19 protein-coding genes and 3 pseudogenes are annotated in these 25821 nt (G+C 59.7%); 12 read left to right on the forward strand and 10 right to left on the reverse strand.

Annotated elements, in window-relative coordinates; translation table 11 throughout:
* Positions 1 to 183 precede the first annotated feature (183 nt).
* Positions 184 to 1557 carry a 23S rRNA (uracil(1939)-C(5))-methyltransferase RlmD gene (gene rlmD, locus DXA70_RS00100; protein WP_128117206.1) on the reverse strand — a complete coding sequence of 458 codons (1374 nt, stop codon included), beginning with the start codon at positions 1555 to 1557 and terminating at the stop codon, positions 184 to 186.
* A 15-nt stretch (positions 1558 to 1572) separates the two neighbouring features.
* Positions 1573 to 2433, reverse strand: coding sequence for an AraC family transcriptional regulator (locus DXA70_RS00105; protein WP_112148206.1), 861 nt, complete (start codon positions 2431 to 2433; stop codon positions 1573 to 1575).
* A gap of 200 nt (positions 2434 to 2633) precedes the next feature.
* On the opposite strand from DXA70_RS00105, the gene DXA70_RS00110 reads away from it, so the two are divergent.
* The 3 genes from DXA70_RS00110 (at position 2634) to DXA70_RS00115 (ending at position 4528) form a co-directional block, all read left to right on the forward strand.
* Positions 2634 to 3719 (forward strand): galactokinase family protein, encoded by a 1086-nt coding sequence (locus DXA70_RS00110; RefSeq protein ID WP_243000882.1) that lies wholly within the window; start codon positions 2634 to 2636, stop codon positions 3717 to 3719.
* A gap of 56 nt (positions 3720 to 3775) precedes the next feature.
* Positions 3776 to 3934: a hypothetical protein gene (locus DXA70_RS13860; protein WP_243000885.1), complete on the forward strand. Its 159-nt coding sequence runs from the start codon at positions 3776 to 3778 to the stop codon at positions 3932 to 3934.
* Between the two features lie 63 nt (positions 3935 to 3997).
* Entirely contained in the window at positions 3998 to 4528 is a 531-nt protein-coding gene (locus DXA70_RS00115) for a methylated-DNA--[protein]-cysteine S-methyltransferase (protein WP_128117356.1), read from the forward strand.
* Positions 4529 to 4599: 71 nt separating this feature from the next.
* Here DXA70_RS00115 and DXA70_RS00120 read toward each other — a convergent pair whose 3' ends face one another.
* Positions 4600 to 6189 carry an ABC transporter substrate-binding protein gene (locus tag DXA70_RS00120; protein WP_199522829.1) on the reverse strand — a complete coding sequence of 530 codons (1590 nt, stop codon included), beginning with the start codon at positions 6187 to 6189 and terminating at the stop codon, positions 4600 to 4602.
* Positions 6190 to 6472: 283 nt separating this feature from the next.
* Between DXA70_RS00120 and murD the strand changes: the two genes are divergently transcribed.
* Genes murD through DXA70_RS00135 form a run of 3 tightly spaced genes read left to right on the forward strand, consistent with a single transcriptional unit; the run spans position 6473 to position 9929 of the window.
* Positions 6473 to 7873, forward strand: coding sequence for a UDP-N-acetylmuramoyl-L-alanine--D-glutamate ligase (murD, locus tag DXA70_RS00125; RefSeq protein WP_112115257.1), 1401 nt, complete (start codon positions 6473 to 6475; stop codon positions 7871 to 7873).
* Entirely contained in the window at positions 7870 to 8649 is a 780-nt protein-coding gene (locus tag DXA70_RS00130) for a GNAT family N-acetyltransferase (protein ID WP_128117207.1), read from the forward strand. Before murD ends, DXA70_RS00130 begins: the two co-directional genes overlap by 4 nt.
* Before the next feature lie 17 nt (positions 8650 to 8666).
* Positions 8667 to 9929 carry a methionine gamma-lyase family protein gene (locus tag DXA70_RS00135; protein WP_128117358.1) on the forward strand — a complete coding sequence of 421 codons (1263 nt, stop codon included), beginning with the start codon at positions 8667 to 8669 and terminating at the stop codon, positions 9927 to 9929.
* A 51-nt stretch (positions 9930 to 9980) separates the two neighbouring features.
* Here DXA70_RS00135 and DXA70_RS00140 read toward each other — a convergent pair whose 3' ends face one another.
* Positions 9981 to 11456, reverse strand: coding sequence for a HAMP domain-containing sensor histidine kinase (locus DXA70_RS00140; protein ID WP_128117208.1), 1476 nt, complete (start codon positions 11454 to 11456; stop codon positions 9981 to 9983).
* 101 nt (positions 11457 to 11557) lie between these two features.
* Between DXA70_RS00140 and DXA70_RS00145 the strand changes: the two genes are divergently transcribed.
* Both DXA70_RS00145 and DXA70_RS00150 read left to right on the forward strand, forming a co-directional pair.
* Positions 11558 to 12259, forward strand: a complete 702-nt coding sequence (locus DXA70_RS00145; RefSeq protein WP_022256977.1) for a response regulator transcription factor — start codon at positions 11558 to 11560, stop codon at positions 12257 to 12259.
* A gap of 275 nt (positions 12260 to 12534) precedes the next feature.
* Complete coding sequence (locus DXA70_RS00150; protein ID WP_128117209.1) at positions 12535 to 14568, forward strand: FAD-binding protein; 2034 nt, start codon at positions 12535 to 12537, stop codon at positions 14566 to 14568.
* 156 nt (positions 14569 to 14724) lie between these two features.
* Here DXA70_RS00150 and DXA70_RS00155 read toward each other — a convergent pair whose 3' ends face one another.
* The 4 genes and pseudogenes from DXA70_RS00155 to proC form a co-directional block, all read right to left on the reverse strand.
* Positions 14725 to 15162: a methylglyoxal synthase gene (locus tag DXA70_RS00155; protein ID WP_128117210.1), complete on the reverse strand. Its 438-nt coding sequence runs from the start codon at positions 15160 to 15162 to the stop codon at positions 14725 to 14727.
* A 460-nt stretch (positions 15163 to 15622) separates the two neighbouring features.
* Positions 15623 to 16888, reverse strand: a pseudogene (locus DXA70_RS00160) (glutamate-5-semialdehyde dehydrogenase).
* 3 nt (positions 16889 to 16891) lie between these two features.
* Entirely contained in the window at positions 16892 to 17671 is a 780-nt protein-coding gene (proB, locus tag DXA70_RS00165; RefSeq protein ID WP_022256981.1) for a glutamate 5-kinase, read from the reverse strand.
* Between the two features lie 6 nt (positions 17672 to 17677).
* Positions 17678 to 18483, reverse strand: a pseudogene (gene proC / locus DXA70_RS00170) (pyrroline-5-carboxylate reductase).
* 349 nt (positions 18484 to 18832) lie between these two features.
* On the opposite strand from proC, the gene DXA70_RS00175 reads away from it, so the two are divergent.
* The 3 genes and pseudogenes from DXA70_RS00175 (at position 18833) to DXA70_RS00185 (ending at position 22093) form a co-directional block, all read left to right on the forward strand.
* A complete protein-coding gene (locus DXA70_RS00175) occupies positions 18833 to 19426 on the forward strand; it encodes a TetR/AcrR family transcriptional regulator (RefSeq protein WP_347553443.1) in 594 nt (197 codons plus the stop codon).
* Between the two features lie 156 nt (positions 19427 to 19582).
* Complete coding sequence (locus DXA70_RS00180; RefSeq protein ID WP_128117212.1) at positions 19583 to 21007, forward strand: radical SAM protein; 1425 nt, start codon at positions 19583 to 19585, stop codon at positions 21005 to 21007.
* 286 nt (positions 21008 to 21293) lie between these two features.
* Positions 21294 to 22093 (forward strand): annotated as a pseudogene (locus DXA70_RS00185) (MBL fold metallo-hydrolase).
* 73 nt (positions 22094 to 22166) lie between these two features.
* Here the strand turns inward: DXA70_RS00185 and DXA70_RS00190 are convergent.
* Both DXA70_RS00190 and DXA70_RS00195 read right to left on the reverse strand, forming a co-directional pair.
* Positions 22167 to 23417, reverse strand: coding sequence for an AI-2E family transporter (locus tag DXA70_RS00190; RefSeq protein ID WP_128117213.1), 1251 nt, complete (start codon positions 23415 to 23417; stop codon positions 22167 to 22169).
* A 48-nt stretch (positions 23418 to 23465) separates the two neighbouring features.
* Positions 23466 to 24812, reverse strand: a complete 1347-nt coding sequence (locus tag DXA70_RS00195) for a butyryl-CoA:acetate CoA-transferase (RefSeq protein WP_112115269.1) — start codon at positions 24810 to 24812, stop codon at positions 23466 to 23468.
* A 494-nt stretch (positions 24813 to 25306) separates the two neighbouring features.
* Here DXA70_RS00195 and coaD point away from each other — a divergent pair, with 494 nt between their 5' ends.
* Positions 25307 to 25807 carry a pantetheine-phosphate adenylyltransferase gene (gene coaD, locus DXA70_RS00200; protein WP_022257778.1) on the forward strand — a complete coding sequence of 167 codons (501 nt, stop codon included), beginning with the start codon at positions 25307 to 25309 and terminating at the stop codon, positions 25805 to 25807.
* The last annotated feature ends 14 nt before the right edge of the window (positions 25808 to 25821 follow it).

The following is a 25821-nucleotide window of genomic DNA, read 5'->3' on the forward strand; positions in this document are numbered from 1 at the left end:
GTTGCCGGATTTGCTGTTAGCCCAAACATCTAATCCAGAAACTCAATTATCTGCTACCCCTGTGGCTACGATTTAGATATTGCCCAAATTCTCAAAAACTGCCCTCGACCTGTTTCCAAGGACGAGAACGGTTCAGACTGTAAAATGATGTCCGAACGATATTGAACGAATCATCGCATGATATTACTGCACTTTTGACATCAAGAGTACGCACTCGCAATGCCTCGTCCTCGGGAACAAATCCACAGGCTGCACCTTTTCCGTGCGGTACCCCTGTGTCTCCAGCCACTTGGCGTCCCGGGCGGCGGTGGCCGGGTTGCAGCTGACATAGACCACCCGCTGGGGATTCATCTTGACAACAGCAGAAAGGGTGGCTTCATCGCAGCCTTTGCGGGGCGGGTCGAGGACGATGACGTCCGGGCGCAGGCCCTCAGCCGCGAGGCGGGTGGCGGCAGCGCCGGCGTCGGCGCAGAAAAAGCGGCTCTTGGTGGCGATGGCGTCGCCCATCCGAGCGGCATTTGCCTTAGCGCTTTCAATAGCCTCTGGTACAATCTCCACACCCACCAGCTCCCGGCAGTGGTCTACCATCGAAAGGCCGATGGTGCCCATGCCGCAGTAGAGGTCCAGCAGCAGGTCGTCCGGGGTGAGCTGGGCATATTGGGCCGCGATGCCGTAGAGTTGCTCAGCGGCCAGTGTGTTGACCTGATAGAACGACAGGGGGCCCAGCCGGACGGGGACGCCGCAGAGGGTGTCTTCGAGGTAGCCAGGGCCATACAGGGGGTGGGTCTCGCTGCCCAGAATGACATTCGTATTTTTTGCGTTGACATTCAGTAAGATGGTGGCAATGGCCGGAAACTGCTCCCGCAGCTGGGCCACCAGCTCCTCACTGTGGGGGAGCTTTGCCCGGGTGCAGACGAGGCAGACCATGATTTGGCCGCTGTGTGCCCCCCGCCGCAGGAAGATGTGGCGGACAAGGCCCTTGCCGCTCTCCTCGTCGTAGGGCTGGATGCCATGGGCGGCGAAGAATGCGCAGAGCGCGTTGCCGATCTCATTGAGCACGCCGGGCTGCAGCTTACAGTCCGGGCAGGGGACGATGCGATGGGTGCGGCCAGCATAAAAACCAATGCAGGGCTGGCCGTTTTTGTCCCGCCCGACCGGGAATTGCACTTTATTGCGGTAGCGGTCCACCTCGGGGGAGGGGACTGTGGGCAGCACAGGGACATCCAGCCCGCCAATGCGGCGGAACGCGTCTGCTACGTTCTCGTGTTTGGCCTGCAGCTCTGCCTTATAGCTGAGATGACGCAGGCTGCAGCCGCCGCAGGGACCGGCGGCCGGGCAGTCTACCTCCACGCGGTCGGGCGAGGGGGTGAGCAGTTGGTCCAGAATGCCAAACGCGTAGCGGCCGCAGTCTTTGACGATCTTGATCCGCGCTTCATCGCCGGGGGCAGTGTTGGGTACAAAAACGGCCTCGCCGTCCGCGGAGTGGGCCACGCCGCTGCCGTCGCTGGAAAGGCGCTCAATGCGGAGGGTCAGGAGTTGATTTTTCTGTAAAGGCATGTTGGAACGGTCTCCTTATGGTTTTTCCTGCGGCGCGGCGGCAGGATCGGTCTGGGTGGCCATGTATTTGCTGGGCGGCACGCCCTTGGCGCGCTTGAACACCCGCGAAAAATAGAACTGATCAAAGAAGCCTACCGAGATGGCCACCTCTGCAATGGACAAGTTGCCTGCCCGCAGCAGCTTGCAGGCCTCGTTGATGCGGTATTCGGTCAGGTAATCAATGGGGCTCTGGCCCACGTTGAGCATGAACACCCGGTACAGGTGGCTGCGGGAAACTCCCACGCTCTTGGCCACATCGTCGATGGAAATGTCGTGGGAGTAGTTGAACTGGATGTACTTGATGGCGTTGAGCACATACTGGCTGGAGGAAGAAGTGCTGTGGGGCTTGGACTCGCTGGTCTCCCGCATGAGGGCGGAGATGAACAGGTAGAGATAGCCCACCATGGCAGCCTCGTCCTGAGGCTGCAGCCCGCGGGAGGAGTAGATGTTGGTCAGGGCTGCCCGCATCCCCTCCGGGTCCTGCGTGTGGTGGACAGGTGCTTCATCGGTAAAGGGGAGCTGAGCGGCCAGCTTATGGGCGCAGGCACCGTTGAAGCCGACCCAGCTGTACTCCCAGGGCTGTTGCTCATCCGCCGTATACCGGATGAGCTGGCTGGGCTTGGCAAAGAACAGATCGCCCGGCGCGACCGCAAAGGTCTTGCCGCCCACCTCAAATACGCCCCGGCCGGAGACGACCAGGTGGATGAGGTAATGGTCGCGGATGCCGGGCCCCCAGGTCTGGCCGGGGGCGCAGCGCTCCAAACCACAGTTGAAGATGGAAAGTTCAATATTATTGGTGTCGCTCTGCTTGAACGACTGTTTATAAACGTCTGCCATTGTGGCTCCCTCCCGCCTGTCAGATTTCTGGTGCCAGTATACCACAATTGCCCTTGCAAATTCAACAAAAGTACATCTTATTCTTTGGGCTGGACACCAAAAAAATGCTTTTTTCGGCAATCGAATTGAAAATCGGGCGTCGATGCATTAAAATAGTTGTATCAAACCAGCATGGAGGAATTTTGCGGGGAGGTTCTGCGATGGCAACGAGTGCACAGGTCCGGGACGAAATTCTGGCGGGTAAATGGGACGAGACACTGTGGGCGCTGTACGGCGGCGGTGCGGCAGAGCTGAGGCGGCAGCGGGCACGCTATGCGGCGGCACTGGAACAGTTTGAGCTCTACTTTGGGCCGGGGCGGCAGGTGCGGCTGTACTCGGCCCCGGGCCGGACCGAGCTGGGCGGCAACCACACCGACCACCAGCACGGTTATGGGCTGGCGGCGGCGGTGACACTGGATCTGATCGCGGTGGCGTCCCCCAGCGATGACGGGTTCATCCGGGTCAAATCCCGGGGGTTCAACAAGCTGGACGTCATTGACCTGAGCGAGCCGGAGCCCCAACAGGGGGAGAGCACCCATTCCGCCAGCCTGATCCGGGGCATTGCGGAGGGGTTCCGGGCGCTGGGGAAAGAGATCGGCGGCTTTGATGCCTACACCGCCAGCGATGTTCTGCGGGGGTCCGGCCTTTCCAGCTCGGCGGCGTTTGAGATGGGAATGGCCGTCGTCCTCAACGGGGAGTATGGCTGCGGCCTCTCGGGGCCGGAGATGGCAAAGATCTGTCAGTATGCGGAGAATACTTATTTCGGCAAGCCCTGCGGCCTGCTGGACCAGCTGACCAGTGCCGTGGGCGGCGTCATCTTTGCAAATTTTGCGGACCCCTGTGCCCCTGAAATTGAAAAAATCCACGCGGCGGGTCTGCTGCCGGAGGGGGTTACTCTTTGCGTGACCGATACCCAGGCCAGCCACAGCGAGCTGACCGGGGAATTCGCGGCCATTCGCCGGGAAATGGAGGCTGTGGCGGCCTGTCTGGGCCAGAATGTGCTGGGGCGGGTGCCGGAAACAGCATTCTGGCAGGCGCTGCCCCGGCTGCGCACTCAATGCGGGGATCGAGCGGTCCTGCGGGCCATCCATTATTATCAGGAAAACGCCCGGGCGCTGGCCCAGAAGAATGCCCTGCAACGAGGAGACTTTGCGGAGTTTCTGCATCTCATCCGGGCAAATGGCCATTCCTCGTTTGAGTACTGTCAGAACGTCTACTGCGCCTCCGACCCGCGGCATCAGGGCTGAGCATCGCGCTGGCGCTGAGCCAGAGCATCCTCGAAGCGGGCGGCGGAGCCTGGCGGATGCAGGGCGGCGGTTTTGCGGGGACGATCCAGGCCTTTGTGCCTGCCCCGCTGCTGGAAGCTTACTGCGCGGCCATCGAGAGCGTGTTTGGCCCGGGCAGCTGTTACCGCCTGAAACTGCGGGAGCAGGGAGCCGTTCAAATAGGGAGCGAGATGTAAATGCGATTTCAGGATGGAGTGGGAGAGACTACCTGCCTGAGCCAGAAAGAAGAATGCAACAGGATGTACACCCTGCATTACGATTCCCCGCTGGGCGGCATCCTGCTGGCGGCGGATGAGGTGGGCCTGACCGGCCTCTGGTTTGAGGGAGAAAAATATTTCGCCAATATCCTTGGCCCGGAACAGCAGGAGCGAGAGACGCCTGCCTTACAAACGGCAAAGCGCTGGCTGGATGTTTATTTCAGCGGCCGGGAGCCGGATTTTACCCCACCGCTCCACCCCGTTGGGTCGCCGTTCCGGCGGGCCGTGTGGGAGCTGCTGCTCCAGATCCCTTACGGCCAGACCACGACCTATGGCGCGCTGGCACGGCAGCTGGCTGCAAAACAGGGCAAGACCCGGATGTCAGCACAGGCAGTCGGCGGGGCGGTAGGCCACAATGAAATCTCCATCATCATCCCCTGCCACCGGGTGGTGGGAACCAGCGGCAGCCTGACAGGCTATGCCGGTGGTATTGAGAAAAAAGTGCGCCTGCTGCAGCTGGAACATGCGGACATGAGCCGCTTTTTTGTGCCGACAAACGGCACGGCACTGTAAAACACAACAAAAAGGCCGGGGCCTCCGCGTTTGCAGGAGCTCCGGCCTTTTGCCGTAAAAAGATCTGGCCTTTAATTCTGGGTCGTGTCGGTCAGGTCCAGCACCGGGCCAAAGGGGTCAAACACCAATCCCTGGATGCCGTCCGCGATGAGCAGCCGCTTCTGCTGGCTGAACAGCGGCACCACGGCACAGTCACTCAGCAGCTGGCGCTCACAGTCGGCCAGCAGGGAACACCGGGCGCTGCCCGTGGCGGTGCTGCTGGCGGCAAGCTGGGTGGCGTAAAGAGAGTTGGCGTAGCCCGTCAGCCCGCCGCCCTGGGCGGTGAACTGGGCCAGCACGTTGTATACGCTGCCGCTCTCGGCGCTGATGGGGGCCAGCGCAATGGTGTAATTGCCCTCGGCAAGCCGCTTTTCAAATTCCTCCGGCTCCACTTCTTCCAGCGAGAAGAAGAGGGAAAACTGTTTCTGCCACTCGCCGTTGATCTCCTCGGCTGCCTGAGTCAGGCCGCTGCCGGCGGGCAGCAGGAGGGTGACATTGTTGAAATCAGAGTTGGACATTCCCTGCCGGGCCTCGCGGTAGAGGCTGGCAGCATCGACCGGGGCGGGGGTAGGGTCGCCTGCGGCGTCGCGGTAATCGATGCCGTCCACGGTCAGCCCATCCGGGATGAGCCCCGTGACCGGTGCGAACAGCCCGGAGTCCGGGGTACTGGCGGCGGTGCGGGCCACCTCGGCCAGCGCCTGCCGCAGCGGGGTAGAGCCAAACACGGAATTGCAGTTGAAGAGCAGGCTCCAGGCGGTATCCGAGTAGGAGATGCTCTGCAGGCTGGTGGCCTCGCCGGTTTCGTCCAGAGCCGCGGAGCATTTTTCATTGGCAATGAGCTGGGCTGCCGACTGGCCGGAGGCACCGGTATTCTGCACCAGCCGCAGGCTGTCAACGCGGTTCCCGCTGGGTTCCCGGCGGAGGAACAGGCCGCTGGCGGTCCAGTTATAAAGGTAAAAGCTGCCGCTGGAAAGGGTGGAGGCGGCGCTCAGGCCATAAGTACCCCGGGTGCTGTTGAAAAAGTCCTCGTCGCAGGGCATGGCGCCGGGCAGGGTGAGCTTGGAGAGAAAATTCTCGTCCGGCTCGCTCAGGCAGAACACAAGGGTGGCATCGCCACGCGCCTGAACGCCGAGGGCTGTCTCGGGCAGCTGGCCTGCCAGCACGGCGGCGCTGTTCTCAATGGGGGAAAATTCCACCGCATAGGGAGAAGCAGTATCGGCCCGGAACATCCGCCGGAACGCGAACACGAAATCCTCGGCTGTGATGGCGTAGTCGGTGGCTGCGCCCTTGGTGGCGGCATAGGTCAGGCCGCTCTTTAACGTAAAGGTGTAGGTGCGGCGGTCCGGGGAGACTTCCCAGTGTTCCGCAAGGGCGGGGACGAGCTTGCCGCTGGCGTCCTTACGGACAAGGCCGCTGTAAAGGTTCTCGCAGGCGATGACGTCCGAAGCCGTGGAGGCTACCTGCGGGTCGAGGTTTGACGGGATGGTATCCACGAACCAGGTAAAACTGGCCGAGCCCGAGCCGCACCCGGCCAGACTGAGCACAAACACGGCAGCGAGGAGGGCACAGAGCACCCGGCGCGGGCCGTGGGAAAGATTTTGTTTGTTGGTAGATCGTTTCAAAGGGAAAGTTCCTTTCAGGGCTCCAGGCCCCCGTTTTGCGTGTGCCGGGCGCTGCAGGGCACGGGCCGGAATAACCCGTTGATGCAGCGTCGAAAAAAGGCGCACTGTAAGTGTAGCAGAAAGCAGGGGAAAAGACAATTGTCTTTTTGTGAATTTCTCAGGGGATTTTGTTGCTCCGTTTGGCGGTTTTCCGTTGCCAAGCAGACCGAAAAGGTGTAAAATAAGGCGGAATCCCTTTTGAAATAGTGCATCACTTTGTATTTATATAGGAGGAACCTGATTTATGCAGAAAGAACAGCAGCAGCTTGCCGCACTGATCAAGGGCAAAAAGGTTGCATTCATTGGTGCCGGCGTCAGCCATAAGGCGCTCATCAAGGAGTTTGTGGAGCTGGGCGCTCATGTGACCCTCTGCGACCAGAAGAAGTCCGTGGACGATTTTGGCGATTACGCTGCCACCATCCGGGAGCTGGGCATTGACCTGAGCCTGGGCGAAAACTACCTCGAAGGCTTCAAAGGCCAGGACATCATCATGCGTACCCCCGGCTTTGTGGGCTATTTTGAAAAGCCCCTGCAGGACGCTATGGCGGCGGGTACCATGGTCACCAGCGAGGTGGAGCTTTTCTTTGATTTCTGCCCCTGTGAGATCGTGGGCGTGACCGGCTCCGACGGCAAGACCACCACCACCACCCTCATCTCCAAGTTCTATGAGGCCGCTGGCCGCAAGGTGCACCTGGGTGGCAACATCGGCGCCGCTCTGCTGCCCATGCTGCCCGAGGTGGCTCCGGAGGATGTGGCGGTTGTGGAGCTGTCCAGCTTCCAGCTGATCAGTATGCACAAGAGCCCGAAGATCGCGGTGGTCACCAACGTTACCCCCAACCATCTGGACCACCACAAGGATATGCAGGAGTACATCGACGCCAAGCGGAACATCCTCATCCATCAGGTGCCGCCCTGCCGCGAGGTGCTGGGCTATGAGAACGAGATCACCCGTGGGATGCAGGCCGACTGCAAGGGCAAGCAGGTCTGGTTCACCCGCCTGCACGAGACCGACAATGGTGCTTTCCTGCGGGATGACGGAATGCTCTGCATGGCCGAGGACGGCGTTGTGACACCGTTCCTGGCCCAGAAAGACGTCAAGCTGCGGGGCCTGCACAACATCGAGAATCTGCTGGCAGCTGCCGCTGCCGTCTGGGGCGAGGTGCCGGTAGAAGCCATCCAGAAAGTGGGCAGCACCTTTACGGGTGTGGAGCACCGCATTGAGCCGGTCCGTGTGCTGGACGGCGTTACTTATTATAATGACTCCATCGGCACCAGCCCCACCCGTACCATCGCGGGCCTGCGCAGCTTCAACCAGAAGCTCATCCTCATCGCGGGCGGCTACGACAAGCACATCCCCTATGAGCCTCTGGCACCGGAGGTCATCCGGCACGTCAAGACCCTGATCCTCATGGGCGCTACCGGCCCCCGCATTGAAAAAGTGGTGCGGGAGCATCCGGATTTTGCCGCCAGCGGCCTCGTCATCGAGCACGCTGATAACATGCAGCATGCTGTGGAGCTGGCCCGAGCCGCCGCTCACCCTGGCGATGAGATCATTCTCTCGCCCGCCAGCGCCTCCTTTGACCTCTACCCCAACTTTGAGGTGCGCGGCCGCGAGTTCAAGAAGATCGTCAACGAGCTCAAGTGATCGCACAGGTAAACACGCCCCGCCAGCGTCAGCGCTTTTTGAACGCCTGCCGGGGGAAGCTCTGCTGCGGGGCCACCCTGCCGCTGGCGCTGCAGCTGCTGGGCAAAGCCCAGCCGGGCCGTTTCTTTGCCGGGCCGACGCTGGCGCTGGACATCGGCGGCCGCACGGCTTGGGCGGCAGGCCACGCCAACCCCGAGGAGCTGGCCAGTTTTCTGAATTTCTGCGGCTGCAGGGCCGTCATTCTGGATGAGGCCGAGTGCCCGCCCCCTGTGGGCTGGCAAAAGACGTGTGACCACACCATCTTCGGCCTTGCGGCGGGGGAACAGCTGCCCCTGCCAGCCCAGACCGAGGCGCAGAAAGCCCTCTGGGAGAGCCTGACCTTTGTGGAAGATCCGGCTTCCGGCCCGGTGGCGGAAAATCTGTTCCCGGACCGGCCTGCCCGGCGGGATGATTTTTACTCGGAGCTCTGCACCAAGCGCAGCCGGGGCAAGGCACTGGTCTGGACCTTGGAGCAGGGCGGGAACATCGTCTGCACGGTGGGAGCCTACGCCCTTTGCAACGGGCAGGCCTACATGGCCTGCGGCCAGACCGCCGAAGCTCTCCGGGGCCAGCGGGTCGGCGGGCGGCTCATCGTCCAGATGGCCAACGCCCTCTCCGCGCAGGGGGATCAGCCCGTTTTCCTCTGCAGCCCCGAGCGGGTGCATTTTTACACACAACTCGGCTTCCACCCGCTTGGCACCCTTGCGCGTTACGAAAGCCCGATTGGAAAGGATTAAAATTTTTAAACATGTCAATGCTGAACCATTTCTTTGATTATAAACCCGAGGTGCTCGCCCTGGACGAAAAGGCCATGGAGCTCTGCCAGCCCTATTTCCGCCACATGGAGGAGATCCGGGATTTCAACCAGCTCAAGATGCTCAAGGCTTTTGGGGATACCCAGATGTCTTCTACCGATATGCTGGGCACCACGGGCTATGGCCTGTGGGATTCCGGCCGCGCCAAACTCGAGCAGATCTTTGCCCAGGTGATGGGCGCGGAAGACGCCCTTGTGCGCAGCCAGTTCCAGAGCGGCACCCATACTCTGGCCGTGGCCCTGTTTGGTCTACTGCGGGCAGGGGATACCCTGCTGGCCGCCACCGGCCGTCCCTACGATACGCTGGAGGGTGTCATTGGTCTGGATGGCAAGGGCAAGGGCACCGGCACCCTGATGGACTACGGCGTAAAGTACGACGAAGCTCCCCTCAAGCCCGATTTTACCCCGGATTATGAGCTGATTGCCCAGAAAGCCCCGGGGGCTAAGGTCTGCCACATCCAGCGCAGCCGTGGCTACCTGCAGCGCAACGCTTTTGACCTCGAGACCATCCGCAAGATCGCCGAGACGGCCCGCAGGGCAAACCCGGACATCATCATCTTTGTGGACAACTGCTACGGCGAGTTCACCCAGACGCAGGAGCCCTGCCAGGTGGGCGCGGACCTCGTGGTGGGCAGCCTCATCAAGAACCCCGGCGGCGGCATTGCCCCCACGGGCGGCTACATCGCGGGCCGGAAAGATCTGGTGGAGCTGTGCGCCTACCGTCTGAACGCCCCCGGCCTGGGCAAGGAGCTGGGCTGCACGCTGGAAACGCCCCGTGATATGTACCTGGGCTTCTACTATGCCCCCGGCGTGGTCTGCGAGGCCATCAAGACCGCCATCTATGCGCAGTGCCTGCTGGAGCTGCTGGGCAAGAACCCCATCCCGCGCTACTGCGACGACCACAACGACATCGTGACCTGCTTTGATGCCGGCACGGCGGATGCCCTGGTGGGCTTCTGCCGCGGTGTGCAGGCCGCCAGCCCGGTGGACAGCTACGCGGCCCCGGAACCCTGCCCGGAACCGGGTTACACCGATGAGGTGATCATGGCCAGCGGCAGTTTTACCCAGGGCAGCACCATTGAGCTCTCCTGCGACGGCCCCCTCCGCGCTCCCTACACCTGCTACCTGCAGGGCGGCCTGAACTTTGCCGCCAGCCGTGCCGGTGTGCTGCTGGCCGTGCAGAACGCTTACTTTAACAACTAAGGCAACCTCTCCGCCACAGCTGACGCGGACGCGCCTGAGAGGGCAAGGACGTTATTCCAAAATTGGCAGCTTCAGCGTAAAGCGGCTGCCCTTGCCCACCTCGCTTTGCAGGGTGATCTCCCCGTGGTGGAGATGAGCCAGCTCCTGCGCGATGGTCAGCCCAAGGCCGGTGGAATCGTGCTTGGTGTTGGCCGTGGTGTGAAAATAGCGGTCGAACACGGCTGCCTGATCTTCCGGCGCAATGCCGCACCCGGTGTCCTGCACCGTCACCCGGGCGGTTCCGCCCTCCCGCGCGCAGGTCACTGTGACCACACCGCCCGCAGGAGTATAGTGGATGGCGTTGGTGACGAGGTTCTGCACCACCTGCTGTAAGCGCACGTTATCGCCCCAGACGGGCAGGAAGCAGTCCGTCTCCGCCCGGAGGGTGACCCCTTTCTGGGCGGCTTCGCTCTGGCAGGCGGCGCAGACGGCGGCGGTGGCTTCGTTCAGGGCCACCCGGTCCTCATTGAGCAGCACCTGCTTCTGCTCGAGCTTGGCCGCCAGAAAAAGGTCTTCCGTCAGACTGCGGACAAAAGCCACCCGCTGCTGCAGGGCCGGCAGCAGGGCCGGCAGGGCGTCGGGAGCCTCGGCCAGGGTATCCAGCCCATTGCTCACGGCAAACAGCGGGCTGCGCAGGTCGTGAAAGATGTTCAGCATCATGCTCTTGCGGGCTTCGGTCTCCTCGGTCAGGGCCCGGGTCCGCTCGATGACCCGGGTGTCCAGCTCCTGGGCCAGCTGCTCGGTACGGTCAAACTGCAAAGCAAAGCGGCGGCAGACGTAAGTCATGCAGCCCAGCGCAAACGGGATATCGAACACCCGGGCGCACCGCAGCAGGTAGAGCGGGTAGCACTCTACATAAAAGGGGAGAATGGGCAGCAGGGCCCACACCCGGAACCCTGTTGTGATGGCGCAGGGAAAGAGCAGCAGCCCGGCGGCTTCGTACCCGCGCAGGTAGGCTGAAAGCAGCAGGTAGAGGCAGATGCACATGCCGGCCGTCAGCGTGCCGAACCGCAGGATGGGCAAGCGGACTTGCCCCAGCAGCAGAAAGACTGCCGAGGCGGGCACTACCCATTTGGCGGGCAGAGGCAGGGCCAGCAGCGCTGTGGAGAGCAGGGCCGACGCCAGGATCGTGATGGCAAAAAACAGCCGCATGAACCGCTGGAGCAGCCCCTGAAACCCGGCAGGGAAAAAGGCTGCCAGGGTGCCCCAGAAAAAGAGAACTGCCAGATAGAGGAGAAAATAGCGCAGCTCCGGCTGCTTTTTGTAGTGGTAAAGGGCCAGGATGGCAGCGGCCAGCGTGGCAAAGACGATGAGCGCCACCAGCTGCAGATGGCTGCGTACCAGGTCGCCCAGGGGGCTTTGAATCTCTGTCCGTGAGATGCCCCCGGAAAGAACGAGAAAATGCTGATTGAGCAGGACGCCCGCCAGTGCGATGCCCAGTGCCAGCAGCACCGCCGCCGCGGCACAGAGCTGTTTTTTCCATTTCATGTTGGATTCCTCCCCCAGAAACCAGTTGAGAATTTGAACCGGATACGGTATACTGTTAATAGTATAACAAAGAATAGCCAAAAAGGGGAGAGCAAATAGGGATGATCCGCGTTTTAATGGTGGAAGATGACCCGGTGATCCGCGACACCACCCGGTATTTTCTGCAGAGCCAGCAGAATTTTGAGGTGGTGTGCGCTGAGACGGGCGGTGATGCACTGAGCCACGCCCGGGAAAAATTTGATGTCATTCTCATGGACATCCTGCTGCCGGATACCAACGGCGTGGACCTGTGCCAGCGGCTGCGCAGCTGGCACCACTGCCCCATCATCTTTACCTCCTGCCTGGACGATACCGACACGGTGGTGCGGGCGCTGGAGATGGGCGGTGACGATTTCCTCACAAAGCCCTATCATAACAAAGTGCTGCTGGCCCGCATCATGGCCAACATCCGCCGGGTGCAGATGGACGCGGCCGAGCCCAATGTCAATGGCTATCACTGCGCGGCTTTTACGTTGGACGCCAACCGCCACAGTGTGGAGCACGACGGCCAGAGCATCCACCTGGCCGATATGGAGTACCGCATCCTCTCGCTGTTTGTCCGGTACCCCAACACGTTCTTTACCGCCAACGAGCTTTACCAGAAGATCTGGGGCAAGGACAGCCTGGGGGATGTGCGCACCGTGCAGGTGCACATCCACAACCTGCGCGGCAAGATCGAGCCGGACCCCGCCAAGCCCGTTTACCTGAAAAATGTCTGGGGCAAAGGCTATATCTTCCAGCCGGAGGGCCGTGGTGCGGACTGAAAATTTAAGATTGCTTAGGGAATGAGCGCTCGCTTCTTAAGGAAACTTAAGCAGCGGGCGCTTTGTTTTGAAAAAGATAAGCAAAAAAATAACAAAACAGCCCTGCCCGTGTAAAATCAACGGGAAATCGGGCTGGGAAGCGGCAAAGAAGCTTAAAAATTCTTAAAGGACAGGGCTGGGGATTTGTGTTAAATTATTATCGAACGAGGTCGCCTTTCCCGTCAAAGGGCAGATAAGATGGTAAAATCACGAAGCAAGGAAAGGATCAAACCTCCATGAACAAGATTTCCCGCAAAGGCTTTCTGAAAATCGCAGCCGCTGCTGCCATGTCTGGCGTGACCGCCGGTGCCCTGGCTGCCTGTAAGGGCGGTGCTGCTTCTTCGGGTGCAGCTTCCGCTGCCCCGGGCAGCTACATCCCCGGTACCTATGAGGGCACCGCGGAGGGCATCTCTTCCACCGTCAAGGTCACCATGACGTTCTCGGACAGCGCTGTCACCGATGTGGTCGTGGATACCTCCGGTGAGACCGCTTCCTACGGCGCTGCCGCTGCCGACCAGCTCAAGCAGCAGCTGCTGGCTTCCGCCAACGGCGAGATCGACGGTGTTTCCGGCTCCACCATCACGTCCGATGCCGTGATGAAAGCCGCCAAGAGCTGCTTTGCACAGGCCAAGGGCGAGGCAACCGTGACTTCGGTCCAGCTGCCTACGGGCGACGAGACCGACTGGCTGGGCAAGGAGCCTGACATCGATGAGGCTTCCATCACTGAGACCATCGACACCGACATCGTTATCGTTGGTGCAGGCAACGGCGGCATGTTTGCCGCTGCCTATGCCGCTGCCAACGGCCTGAACTTCCGGGTGGTGGAGCAGAACAGCGCCGTGCAGGACACCCGCCACTGGTACGGTGCCATCGATTCCTCCGCTGCCAAAGACGCAGGCGCTCCCGCCACTGATAAGGCCAAGCTCCTGAGCGAGATCTCCCGCTATGCTTCCGGCAAGTGCGACCAGCGGGTCGTCAAGACCTGGATCAACGAGTCTGCCGCCATGCACGATTTCATGCGCAGCATCCTGGAAGACAAGTACGGCTGGGAGTGCGAGTTCACGGCAGGGGACGAGGCCAAGTGGCCGGATGAGAACGGCGAGCACAACACCGATTACCTCTTCCCGGTGCAGGAGCACAACTACATGGCCAGTGAGTCCAAGTCCGGCACGCCCCGCAACGTTCTGCTGCAGCAGTACATCGAGGAACTGGGCTATACCGTGGACTTCAAGACCAGCCTTGCCAAACTGGAAAAGGACGCGGACGGCCGTATCACGGGCATCATCGCCCAGAGCACGGAGGATGGCCACTTCATCCGCTACAACGCCAACGACGGCGTCCTGCTGGCCTGCGGCGGCTTCCCTGGCAACCCCTACATGATGGAGCAGCTGGACCCGCTGGGTACCTCTGTCACCACGGCCTGCTCCTACTCTCCGTCCGATAAGGGTTACGGCATCCGTGCCGCTGTCTGGGCAGGCGCCAACCTGGATAAGGAAGCTGCTCCCATGCTGTTCGACCGCGGCATCGTGGCCCCCGGCGTGGATGGCGGTTATGTGGAGAGTGAGAGCGCCTTTGGCGGCAAGGCTTTCCCCGGCACCATCCGCCAGTACAACCCCGGTACCCAGCCGTTCCTCAAGGTGAACCGCAACGGTGAGCGCTTTGCCAACGAGAGCTGCCCCTATAACGATATCGTCTATGCCGCTGCCCACCAGCCGGGCCGCGTCTATGCCCAGATCTGCGATGCCAACATTCTGGAAGACGCCAAGCGGTTCCACACCATCGGCTGCTCTGCCCAGACCCGCAACGGCGGTGAGGCATATCTCCAGAGCAAGATGGACGAAGCCATCGAGGCAGGTGCACTCTTCAAATGCGATACCATCGAGGAGCTGGCCGACAAGCTGGGCTTCACCGGAGAGGCTAAGGACACGTTCCTGGCTACCATCGACCGCTACAACGAGCTGTACGATAACCAGAACGATGTGGACTTCGGCAAGCCTGCTTACCGTCTGAGTGCGATCCGCCAGGCTCCGTTCTATGGCTGCTGGCTGGGCGCCTCCCTCCTGTGCACCGAGCAGGGCATTGCCATCAACGAAAAAGGCCAGGCTCTGGATAACGACAACAAGCCCATGCCCGGCCTGTATGTCACTGGCGATATGTCCGGCAGTTTCTTTGCCAATAACTATCCCTGCCTGATGGCCGGTGTGGCCATGGGCCGCACCCTGACCTTTGCCATGAAAGCCATCAAACAGATGGCTGGCCTGGAAAAGTAAGGACTGAACCAGACAAAATCCAAAGCGCGGGGCAGGCCGTTCCCACCGTGAGCTCCGTAATAGAAAAAACAGCGCCGCAGAGTTTTGGTACGCTCTGCGGCGCTGTTTTTATACCCTCTATACACAAACAGATCAAACGGCCAAAGCCGGAGCTTTTCAGCACACGGCACAGTGGACGGAAATGGGCTCCAGAATTTCCGGGTGCATCCCGTCGCGGTAGTCCAGGTCGCCCTGGTCCAGGCCGCGCAGCAGCACCTCGGCAGTAGCAATGTTGGTGGCAATGGGCACACTGTGCATATCACACAGGCGGAGCAGGTTCTGCTCGCTGGAATTGCCGGAGTCCGCCTTGAGCGGGTCGCGGAAGAAGAGCACCAGATCCACTTCATCGCAGGCGACCCGGGAAGAAATCTGCTGGATGCCGCCCAGCTTGCCGGAGAGGTAACAGTGCACGGGCAGGCCGGTGGCCTGGGCCAGCATCCGCCCGGTGGTACCGGTGGCGATGACTGTGTTGCGGGAAAGGATCCCGCTGTATGCGGTACAGAATTGAAGTGCAAGTTCCTTGCGGGAATCGTGTGCAAGAATGGCAATTGTCATAGCGCTCTCTCCTTCATTCTCAGTATAGTGTTGTGGGTGGCGAATGATGCGGGGTGGCTTTTTTGCAAATACACTTTTTCCATTCGGCATAAACCTACTAGAATCATTCCCAAACTTTCCATTATTGTTTTACCGCAGAAAACAGGGCTTTGTCAAGCGTTTTGTTGTGATTTTAGCAAGAAAATGAGCAAAAGTATGACTTAATAATTGTTAAGAATGGGGAACATTTGGATACAAGTGAAAAATCCTTTCAAAACTCTTGACAAGCACTTTGCAAAATATGTTTGTGCTGAAAAAACAGTCCATATCGATAAAACAAAATACAGGCCCGTGCGGCTTGGACACGGGCCTGTACGAAACAGCGTGAAATGGAACAAATGAAACAGAGTGAATTTCACCGGGAATTACCGGGAGCGTGAAAATTTTTTACTTCTGTTTTGAATGTAAAACTTGTGTAAAATCAGCGGATCTGGCCGTTGCCGTGGATGATGTACTTGTAGCTGCACAGTTCGGCCAGCCCATGGGCCCCGGGCGTGGAGCTTCTGGGTGGAAATGCCCATCTCACAGCCAAGGCCAAACTCGCCGCCATCCGTAAAGCGGGTAGAGCAGTTGACATAGACCGCGGCGCTGTCCACCGCGGCGGTAAACTGAGCGGCATGGGCATTGTCCTGGGTCAGAATGGCCTCGCTGTGGCCGGTGGAGTGGGCGGCGATATGTGCAATGGCTTCCTCCACGCTGTCCACGATTTTAACGGCCAGAATGTAATCAAGGAACTCGGTGTCAAAATCCTGCGGCCCGGCGGGCACACCGATGCCGGGCAGGAGGGTGGCGGCACGCTCGTCCAGCCGGAGCTCCACGGGGTGGAGCCCTCTGGCCGCGCGGTCCGGGCCCAGCCGCTGGGCAAGTTTGGGCAGGAACTCTGCCGCAATGCCGCTGTGCACCAGGCAGACTTCCTCCGCGTTGCAGACGCTGGGGCGGCTGGCTTTGGCGTTCTCAATGATCTCCAGTGCCTTGGGCTGGTCGGCACTGTCATCCACAAAGATGTGGCAGATGCCGGTGCCGGTCTGGATGCAGGGGACCTTGGCGTTTTCCACGCAGGCCCGGATGAGCCCGGCCCCGCCCCGGGGAATGAGCAGGTCTACATAGCCCACGGCTGTCATCAGGGCGTTGGCGGAGGCGTGGGTGGTGTCCTCAATGAGAGAGACGGCGGCTTCGGGCAGGCCGTTCTCCCGCAGGCCCCGGCGCAGTGCGGTGACGATGGCGCTGGCGCTCCGCCAGCCTCCTTGCCGCAGCGCAGGATGCAGGCGTTGCCGCTCTTGATGGCAAGGGCGGCGGCGTCACTGGTCACGTTGGGGCGGCTCTCGTAGATGATGGCAATAACGCCCATGGGCACGGCGGTCTTTTCTATCACCAGCCCGTTGGGGCGCTCCACCCGGTTCAGGACCGCGCCCACCGGGTCTGGCAGGGCGGCCACCTCTAAAATGCCCTTTGCCATGGCACCGATCCGCTCCGGCGTCAAAGCCAGGCGGTCCAGCATCACATCGCTGATGTGCCCTTTGGCGGCAGCCATGTCCTCCGCGTTGGCGGCCAGAATGGCTTCCACGCTGTCCGGGGCGCAGAGGGCGTCTGCCATCCGCTCCAGGACGCTTTGCCGGGTGCGGCTGCTGGCCAGCGCCACGGCCTGCTTGGCCGCGCGGGCAGCTTCGAGAATTTCCTGTGTCGTCATGGGTCAGCCCTCCTGTCGGTGTGCGGCAAAGCGGGTGCCTGCCGGTTTGCCCTCGGCAATGTCATAGAGCAGCTCCGGGTGCGCACCGTTGGCAATGACCATATCGGCTCCGCTGGCGGTCACCATCCGGGCGGCGCGGAGCTTGGTGGACATGCCGCCGGTGCCCAGTGCCGAGCCGGCCCCGTCGGCCAGCGCCATCACGTCCGGGGTGATCTCTTCCACCAGCGGGATGAGCGCTGCTTCCGGGTGGGTGTGGGGGTTGGCGGTGTACAGGCCGTCGATGTCGCTCAGCAGCACCAGCAAATCGGCCTTGGCGCAGCAGCAGACGATGGCGGCCAGCGTATCGTTATCACCAATGGAGGTGATCTCATCGGTGGCCACGGTGTCGTTCTCATTGATGATGGGCAGGGCATCCAGTTCCAGCAGGCGGGAGAGGGTGTTCTGGAAATTCTGCCGCCGCTCGGTGTGCTCAATGTCCACGCCCGTGAGCAGGATCTGGGCCACGGTGTGGCTGTAGGCCGTAAACAGGCGGTCGTAGGTGTACATCAGCTCACACTGGCCCACGGCCGCACAGGCCTGCTTGGTGGACATATCGGTGGGGCGTGCCGGGAGCGAGAGCTTGCCCACGCCCATCCCGATGGCACCGGAGGAGACGAGGATGACCTCGTGCCCGGCGTTTTTCAAGTCGCTCAGCACCTTGACCAGCTCTTCCACATGGCGGATGTTCAGCCGCCCGGTGGAGTGAGCCAGGGTGGAGGTGCCTACTTTGATCACGATGCGCATAACGCGTTAACCCTTTCCCATCTCTTTGGTCTTATCGTAGGCGGCCAGCACGGCGTCGATGACAGCGCCCCGCAGGCCCTTTTCTTCCAGCACCCGGACGCCTGGATGGTGCTGCCGCCGGGGCTGCACACGGCGTCCTTGAGGGCACCGGGGTGCTGGCCGCTTTCCAGCACCATCTTGGCACTGCCCAACACCATCTGGGCGGCGTACTCCTGCGCCTTGGCCCGAGGCAGGCCGCAGGCCACGCCGCCGTCGGCCAGTGCCTCAATAAACTGGTACACCCAGGCCGGGCCGCAGCCGGACACGCAGCTGGCCGCGTCGATGAGGGATTCCGGCACGGCATCCAGCCGGCCGGCCGGGGCCATCAGCTTCAAAAACTCGGCCTCTTCCTCAGCGGTCACGTTGGAGGAGCAGTACTGGATCATGCCGGCACCCACCATGGCGGGGGTGTTGGGCATGATGCGGATGACGGGGTAATCTTCGCCTGCCATCTCCTGGATGCGGGTAATGGAAAGGCCTGCCGCCATGCTGCAGAGGATGAAGCGGCCGGGCCGCTCGTTCAGGCTGAACTTGAGCGGGGCCAGCAGGGATTCCATCATCTGAGGCTTGACACCCAGGAAGATCAGGTCGCACCGGGCCGCCACCTCCGCGTTGGTGGTGGTATTGCAGCCCAGCTCCCCGGCCAGTTTTTCGGCTTTGGAGGCCGTCCGGTTGGCCAGATAGACGTTCTGCGGGTCGGCGGCCTTGCACACCGCCCGGGCGATGGCACCGCCCATGTTGCCGCAGCCTAAAAATCCAATGGTTTTGATCATAGCAAAAACCTCTTTCCCAATACAAAGCGCGCTTCGCTTTCTCCGTGGCGAACCTGTTTCGCCATGTGATTCCATTGTAAGCGGGGAGGGGGGAGAAATCAAGAGGAGGGCGGAATTTTTTGCCGGGTGTTATGGAAGAAAGAAACAATGTGCAGTTTACGCTTGTCAAGAGGAAAACCGACGAAAGTCTGGAAAAGATTCTTTGCAACTTGCTGAAAACACAGAATATTCATGGAAAAGACGGAAAATCTACTTGCAAACCGTTCCTGCTTTGCGGTATGCTTACCTATGGAAGCTGTTGCTTCCCAGTGAAACAGGCCGTGCCCGCGCGGAGCACAGCCGGGAAAGGATGGGTCTTGTGGCACAGACGACAAAACGGGCGCTGGAAGCTTCGCTCAAAAAGCTGCTGGTTCAAAAGCCGCTCAATAAAATCACGATCAACGATATCACCGAGGACTGCGGTGTCAACCGGATGACGTTTTACTACCATTTTAAGGATATCTATGATCTGGTGGACTGGATCATGGTGGAGGATGCCCGGCAGGCGATGGAGGGCCGGAAAGACATCGACGACTGGGATAAAGCGTTCCTGGACGTTCTGCTCAAAATTCAGGAGAATAAGCTGCTGGTTCTCAATGTTTACCGTTCCATCAGCCAGGAGCAGGTGGAACAGTACCTCTATAAAATAGTGGACCCGCTGCTCCACGAATTTGTGGATAAGGAAACGCAGGACATCTCCATTCAGGATGAGGACAAACAGTTCGTCATTGATTTCTTCAAGTATGCGCTGGTGGGCATGGTGCTGGAATGGATCCGCAAGGATATGAAGACCGACCCCATACTGTTGACCCGGCGGCTCAACAAGCTGCTGCACGGCGGCATCCGCCGCACGCTGCTCAAGTTTCAGGCCGGCGGCGGTACGGTTGCCCTGCCAAAGGATTAACAAAGTTTCATCAAAACAGGCGCCGTGATGGGTTTTCCATCACGGCGCTTTGTCTGTTTATGGCCTGCCCGCGCGGAGAATGCTACACTTTGAGCAAAGAGAAATTCCCAGGCGACCCACACCGCCCGGGAGAGAACACGCAGGAGGAAACAGGTTATGAGCAACACGACATTTGATTCCCTGACCCATAAGATGGAGCGCGCCGCAGCGGGGAAGCTGATCGATGTAGCGCTTTCCCATGTCCATAAAGACCGCCAGAAAGCCATGGTTCAGATGGTCGATTTTGCAAAGCAGTTCTATGGCGACAGCTTCAGCGAGGAGACCTATGACCATGCCCGTCTGGTGCTGGGCAACCCGGACAGCAAGTGGTCCAAGCTCATCAACTGCGTGCTGGACCAGACCAACCCCAACGTGGCCCGCACCACGGCTCTCAACCTGGGGTACGAGGCGTTTTTCCGGGGCACCAAGACCATCCGGGAGAACCGCGTCAAGTACCAGTGCAACATCCCCTGGCTGATCCTGTTTGACCCCACCTCGGCCTGCAACATGCACTGCGTGGGCTGCTGGGCCGGGGAGTACGGCCACAAGAACAACCTCAGCTTTGCAGATATGGATAAGATCATCACTCAGGGCAAGGAGCTGGGCGTCTACCTCTATATGCTGACGGGCGGCGAGCCGCTGGTCCGCAAGGCGGATATCCTCAAGCTGGCCGAGAAGCACAATGATGTGCAGTTTGCCATCTACACCAACTCCACCCTCATTGATGAGCCGTTCTGCAAAGAGGTGGTCCGGCTGGGCAACATTGCGTTCATGCTGTCCATTGAGGGCACTCCCTCCACCAACGACGCCCGCCGCGGCGACGGCCACTATAACGCTGTCATGCACGCCATGGACCTGCTCAAGGAGTACGGCATTCTGTTTGGCACTTCCATCTGCTACACCAGTGCCAACCTCGAGGCCGTGACCAGCGACCACTTTATGCGGATGCTCTGCGAGAAAGGCGCCCACTTCGGGTTCTACTTCCACTATATGCCGGTGGGCAACGATGCCGCTCCGGAGCTGATGCCCAGCCCTGCCCAGCGCAAATATATGATCGACCGCATCCGCTACCTGCGCTCTGAGAAGAGCGATATCCCGTTCTACCCCATGGACTTCCAGAACGACGGCGAGTTTGTGGGCGGCTGCATCGCCGGCGGACGCAACTACTTCCATATCAACTCGGCGGGCGACGCGGAGCCCTGTGTCTTTATCCACTACTCCAACGCCAACATCCACGACAGCAGCATTCTGGAGATCTTGCACAGCCCGCTGTTTATGGCGTACCACAACGGCCAGCCGTTCAACAAGAACCACCTGCGCCCCTGCCCGATGCTGGAAAACCCCGAGCTGCTGCGCCAGATGGTGCACGAGACGGGGGCCCACAACACGGATATGCAGTCGCCGGAGACGGTGGACCACCTGTGTGATAAGTGCAAGGCTTATGCGGAGAGCTGGCAGCCCATGGCGGATGAGATCTGGTCCCACACCGAAATCAAAGAGAGCCGCTACGAGAACTATAAAGATTGGAAACCCGCTGTCTGACCCGCTCAGTCAAATCCTGTCGGGTTTGCCAGATCCCCCAAAGGGGGAAGACTTGCCTCTCCCTTGGGAGAGGGGGCAGCGCGTGGGCGCTGACGGAGAGGGTTTTACTCTTCGAATGAATGATGCCAAAGGCCCTGCCTCTTTCACGGAGGCGGGGCCTTTGTGCATACCGGGGAAAATTCGATTTTGGAATGGCCCTGCCGGTGGAAACACGGCCTGCACTATGTTATACTAAAAGCCGGCGGTTCTGGCCGGGAACAAGAGAGTTTTTGAGGAGAAGCAGACTATGAAACTGACTATGTTGGGCACAGGCAATGCACTGGTAACGGAGTGCTACAATACCTGTTTTGTTCTGAGCGATGGCAATGACCACTTTATGGTGGATGGCGGCGGCGGAATGACCGTGCTGCATCAGCTCAAGTACGCCGGGCTGGACTGGCGGCAGATGCGCACCATCTTTGTCACCCACAAGCACATCGACCACTTGCTGGGCATCATCTGGATGATGCGGATGATCTGCCAGCACATGCGGAAGGTACCTACGAGGGCGAGGCGACCATCTACGCCCACGATGAGGTCATTGCCCTGCTGCGGGACCTGGCGGGCAAGCTGCTGCAGAAAAAGGAGCTGCCGTTCCTGGACAGCCGCCTGCACCTCATTGCGGTGGCCGACGGGGAAGAGAAGACCATCCTGGGCCGGAAGACCACGTTTTTTGATATCGGCTCCACCAAGGCCAAGCAGTATGGCTTCTGCATGGAGCTGGGCAGCGGCGAAAAGCTGACCTGCTGCGGTGACGAGCCCTACAACGAGTGCGAGAAGCAGTACGCCGAGCACAGCACCTGGCTGCTGCATGAGGCGTTCTGCCTCCACGGGCAGGCGGATATCTTCCACCCCTATGAGAAACACCACTCCACCGTGAAAGACGCGGCAGAGCTGGCCGAGAGCCTGGGCGTGAAGAACCTGCTGCTCTACCACACGGAGGATCAGAACATCGCCCGCCGCAAGGAGCTGTACACCGCCGAGGGCAGGCAGTATTTCCACGGCAATCTGTTTGTGCCGGAAGACCTGGAGGTCATCGAGCTGTAATAAAACGCAAAAAGGAGCTGCCGCGTGAGGGATAAAACCCTTGCGCGGCAGCTCTTTTATACGGTCCGGGAAATTATTCTTCGTTCTGGGCGGGGGCCTCCGGCGCGGCGGGGATGTCCTCCTCCGGGTCACCAAAGGCCTCGTGGTAGGTGCCCAGCATCTCCAGCTCATCGTTGCGGCGCAGGCCGTGGATGACCAGCTTTTTGACCACGTCGTAGATGACGGCAAAGAGCGGCACACCAATGATCATGCCCACAAAGCCCCACAGGCCGCCGAACAGCAGGATGGCGAACAGCACCCAGAAGCTGGACAGACCCGTGGAGTTGCCCAGGATCTTGGGCCCGATGACGTTGCCGTCGAGCTGCTGCAGAATCAGGATGAAGAGGACGAACCAGAGCGCCTTGATGGGACTCTGGATCAGGATGAGCAGGGTGGCAGGAACCGCGCCGATGAACGGCCCGAAGAACGGGATGACGTTGGTGACACCGATGATGACCGACACCAGCAGCGCGCTGGGGAACTTGACGATGGCACAGACGATGTAGCACAGCACGCCGATGATGGCGGAGTCCATGATCTTGCCATTGATAAAGCCGCCGAACATCTTATCGGCATAGAGCACCTCGTTGAGCATCGTGTCGGCCCAGCGGGGCTTCAGGATGCTGTAGAGGATGAGCTTGGCCTGCTGGGCAAACTTTTTGCGGCTGGCCAGCAGGTAGATGGCCACGATGATGCCGATGATGAGGTTTTTGAAGACGGTGACCACATTCAGCACGCCGATGCCCACGCCGCTGACGATGTTCTGCATGGAGGGCATCAGGGTGTTTTTGATCCAGCTGTCCAGATCCACCGAGATGGCGTTGTAGGCCTTATTGACGTAGTCCATAATGACCTCGTTGTCGGCCACGAACTCCAGATTGTTGACCCAGCGGATGAAGTTGTTCAGGTTGGCGCGGGCCGTGTAGTACAAGGTGGTAACGCTGGTGACCAGCTGGGGAATGATCATCATAAACAGGGCATAGATCACCAGCAGGCCGAACAGAAGGGTGGCCGCGACGGACAGCGCACTGACCAGCCCTTTCATCTTTTCCGGGAAGAGGCGGTGGAGGAAGTTTTCCACCGTGTTGCACACCGGCTTGAGCAGGTAGGCGATGACCGCGCCGTAGATGAACGGCATCAGGATGCTGGTCAGTTTGGAGACAGCGTCGCCAAAACCCTCAAAGCGGTAGATGAAAAAGAAAAAGATGATGCTCAGGCTGATGGCCCCGAACCCTGCGAGCATCCCGTAGAGGTAGGGCTTGATGTGTGGTTTTTTGTCCATCATGGCAGACTCCATTCCCGCCGCAGACAGCAGGAATCCCTGCGGCGATGCTTAGCGCTTGTTGCTCCTGCGCCAGATATGCATTTTATCGGCCTCGGCGATCAGCTGCTCACGGAAATCCGGGTGCGCCACGCTGATGAGGGCTTCGGCTTTCTCCCAGCTGGTCAGGCCCTTGAGGTTGACACAGCCGTACTCGGTGCACAGATAGTGGAGGTTGGCACGGGTATCCGTGATGATGCTGCCGTTCTCCAGCGTGGGGCGGATGCGGCTCTCCAGCTTGCCGGTCTTCTTATTCATAAAGGTAGAGGACAGGCAGATGAAGCTCTTGCCGCCCTTGGAAAGGTAAGCACCCAGCACGAAGTCCAGCTGGCCGCCGGCACCCGAGATGTGTTTGATACCGGCGCTCTCAGCATTCACCTGGCCAAACAGGTCGATATCCACCGCGTTGTTGATGGAGATGAAGTTGTCCAGAGCCGAGATGCTGCGGATATCGTTGGTGTAATCCACGGGAGCGGACATGCACTCGGGGTTGTTATCGAGGTAGTCGTACATCTTTTTGGTGCCGGCACCGAACGCGTAGACCTGACGGCCCTTGTCCAGCTGCTTGTGGGCACCCGTGATCTTGCCGGCCTTGGCGATATCGACGAACGCGTCAACATACATCTCGGTGTGGACGCCCAGGTCTTTCAGGTCGCTCTGTGCGATCAGGCTGCCGATGGCGTTGGGCATACCGCCGATGCCCAGCTGCAGGCAGGCACCGTTGGGGATGAGGGGCACCACCAGGTTTGCCACCTTGAGGTCCACCTCGGAGGCGGGGCCGGCGGCAGCCATCTGGCCGATGGGCGGGTTGCTGCCCTCCACGATGCCGCTTACCTTGGAAATATGCACGCAGTTCTCCATGCCGCCCAGGCACCGGGGCATGTTGGTGTTGACTTCCACGATGATCTTCTTGGCTTTCTCACACACGGCACCCAGATGGCTTGCACTGGGGCCAAAGTTGAAATAGCCGTGCTCGTCCATGGGAGTCACCTGGAAAATGGCAACATCCAGCGGGTCCGGGCTCTCGCGGTAGTAGCGGGGCAGCTCCGAGTAGCGGATGGGGGAGTAGAACGAGAAGCCCTGTGCAATGGCCTTGCGCTCAATGCCGCCCATGTGCCAGCTGTTCCAGGTCATGTGGGCAGCCGGGTCGTCGATCTGGAAGATCTCGGGCACCCACATCAGGATACCGCCGCGGAAGTTGACGTTCTCCAACTCGGGCAGGCGCTTGGCCAGCGCCGCGTCCACAGCCACAGGCGTGTTGACCGCCCAGCCGTAATCGACCCAGTCACCGCTCTTGACCTGAGCGGCAGCCTGCTCGGCAGTCATCTTTTTCTGCGCGTACAGTTCCATAAAATCCATTATAAACCATCCTCTCCGATAATAACATAAAGAAATTGTAAATTCTTACAATTCCCTGCGGAACAATATAACCTTACAGTTCCCTGCGGAACGATATAAAATGTACAGAGTATTTACCAAATGGATGCAATCTGTACACATGACTTTCACAGGTGAGTGATATCCTGATGCCATGCAACTTAGTTATAACATTAACAAATTGCAGAATCAATACCCTGTTGCGAAAAAATCGGAGCTGATGGCAATTTGACTAAAAATCTTAGCATTTTATGACGATAGTTTGGTACGGCAAAAACAAATTTTTCAGAAAATGGTCTTGATAAAATTTTGACAATATGGTTTACTAGTATCGTAGCAAGTGTGCGCGCTGGTGTGCACCGTTAATTGTTTAAAAATTAACGATATGACGAGGCGCTGCTTGCCCCGGAGACTGGAAAGTGCTATCATGGCAGAACCAAAACGCGCTTTTCACCCAAGCGCACAAGGAGGACACCATGGTAACGGCAATTTATCCCGGCTCATTCGACCCTGTCACCCGGGGCCATCTCGATATCATCAAGCGCGCGGCAAAGATCAACGACAAACTGATCGTGGCTGTGCTCATCAACAGCGCGAAAGACCCTCTGTTCACCATTGAGGAGCGGGTAGAGCTGCTGAAAGAGTGCTGTAAGGACATCCCGAATGTCACCGTGGAGAGCTTCGACGGCCTGACTGTGGATTTTGCCAAAAAGAAGCACGCTTCGGTGATGGTGCGGGGCCTGCGGGCCGTGACGGATTTTGAAAACGAGATCCAGCTGGCCCAGACGAACCACGCGCTGATGCCTGGCATTGAAACAATGTTCCTTGCCACCAGCATCAAATGGAGCTACCTCTCCTCGACCATCGTCAAGGAGGCCGCCCACTACGGCAGCAACATCTCCAAGTTCGTTACCCCCAATGTGGAGGCGGCGGTCGAACGGAAGATGAACGCCCTGCGGGAAGCCGGAAAGCTCTGAATCCCATGCAAAAG

The sequence above is a fragment of the Faecalibacterium sp. OF04-11AC genome, assembly GCF_003460645.1.
GTDB lineage: Bacteria > Bacillota > Clostridia > Oscillospirales > Ruminococcaceae > Faecalibacterium > Faecalibacterium prausnitzii_I.

Bases quoted from the DNA above. Each gene is read 5' to 3' on its own strand.
- rlmD (WP_128117206.1), bottom strand. From the start codon at position 1,557: ATGCCTTTACAGAAAAATCAACTCCTGACCCTCCGCATTGAGCGCCTT.
- DXA70_RS00105 (WP_112148206.1), bottom strand. From the start codon at position 2,433: ATGGCAGACGTTTATAAACAGTCGTTCAAGCAGAGCGACACCAATAAT.
- DXA70_RS00110 (WP_243000882.1), top strand. From the start codon at position 2,634: ATGGCAACGAGTGCACAGGTCCGGGACGAAATTCTGGCGGGTAAATGG.
- DXA70_RS13860 (WP_243000885.1), top strand. From the start codon at position 3,776: ATGCAGGGCGGCGGTTTTGCGGGGACGATCCAGGCCTTTGTGCCTGCC.
- DXA70_RS00115 (WP_128117356.1), top strand. From the start codon at position 3,998: ATGTACACCCTGCATTACGATTCCCCGCTGGGCGGCATCCTGCTGGCG.
- murD (WP_112115257.1), top strand. From the start codon at position 6,473: ATGCAGAAAGAACAGCAGCAGCTTGCCGCACTGATCAAGGGCAAAAAG.
- DXA70_RS00135 (WP_128117358.1), top strand. From the start codon at position 8,667: ATGCTGAACCATTTCTTTGATTATAAACCCGAGGTGCTCGCCCTGGAC.
- DXA70_RS00140 (WP_128117208.1), bottom strand. From the start codon at position 11,456: ATGAAATGGAAAAAACAGCTCTGTGCCGCGGCGGCGGTGCTGCTGGCA.
- DXA70_RS00145 (WP_022256977.1), top strand. From the start codon at position 11,558: ATGATCCGCGTTTTAATGGTGGAAGATGACCCGGTGATCCGCGACACC.
- DXA70_RS00150 (WP_128117209.1), top strand. From the start codon at position 12,535: ATGAACAAGATTTCCCGCAAAGGCTTTCTGAAAATCGCAGCCGCTGCT.
- DXA70_RS00155 (WP_128117210.1), bottom strand. From the start codon at position 15,162: ATGACAATTGCCATTCTTGCACACGATTCCCGCAAGGAACTTGCACTT.
- proB (WP_022256981.1), bottom strand. From the start codon at position 17,671: ATGCGCATCGTGATCAAAGTAGGCACCTCCACCCTGGCTCACTCCACC.
- DXA70_RS00175 (WP_347553443.1), top strand. From the start codon at position 18,833: ATGGGTCTTGTGGCACAGACGACAAAACGGGCGCTGGAAGCTTCGCTC.
- DXA70_RS00180 (WP_128117212.1), top strand. From the start codon at position 19,583: ATGAGCAACACGACATTTGATTCCCTGACCCATAAGATGGAGCGCGCC.
- DXA70_RS00190 (WP_128117213.1), bottom strand. From the start codon at position 23,417: ATGATGGACAAAAAACCACACATCAAGCCCTACCTCTACGGGATGCTC.
- DXA70_RS00195 (WP_112115269.1), bottom strand. From the start codon at position 24,812: ATGGATTTTATGGAACTGTACGCGCAGAAAAAGATGACTGCCGAGCAG.
- coaD (WP_022257778.1), top strand. From the start codon at position 25,307: ATGGTAACGGCAATTTATCCCGGCTCATTCGACCCTGTCACCCGGGGC.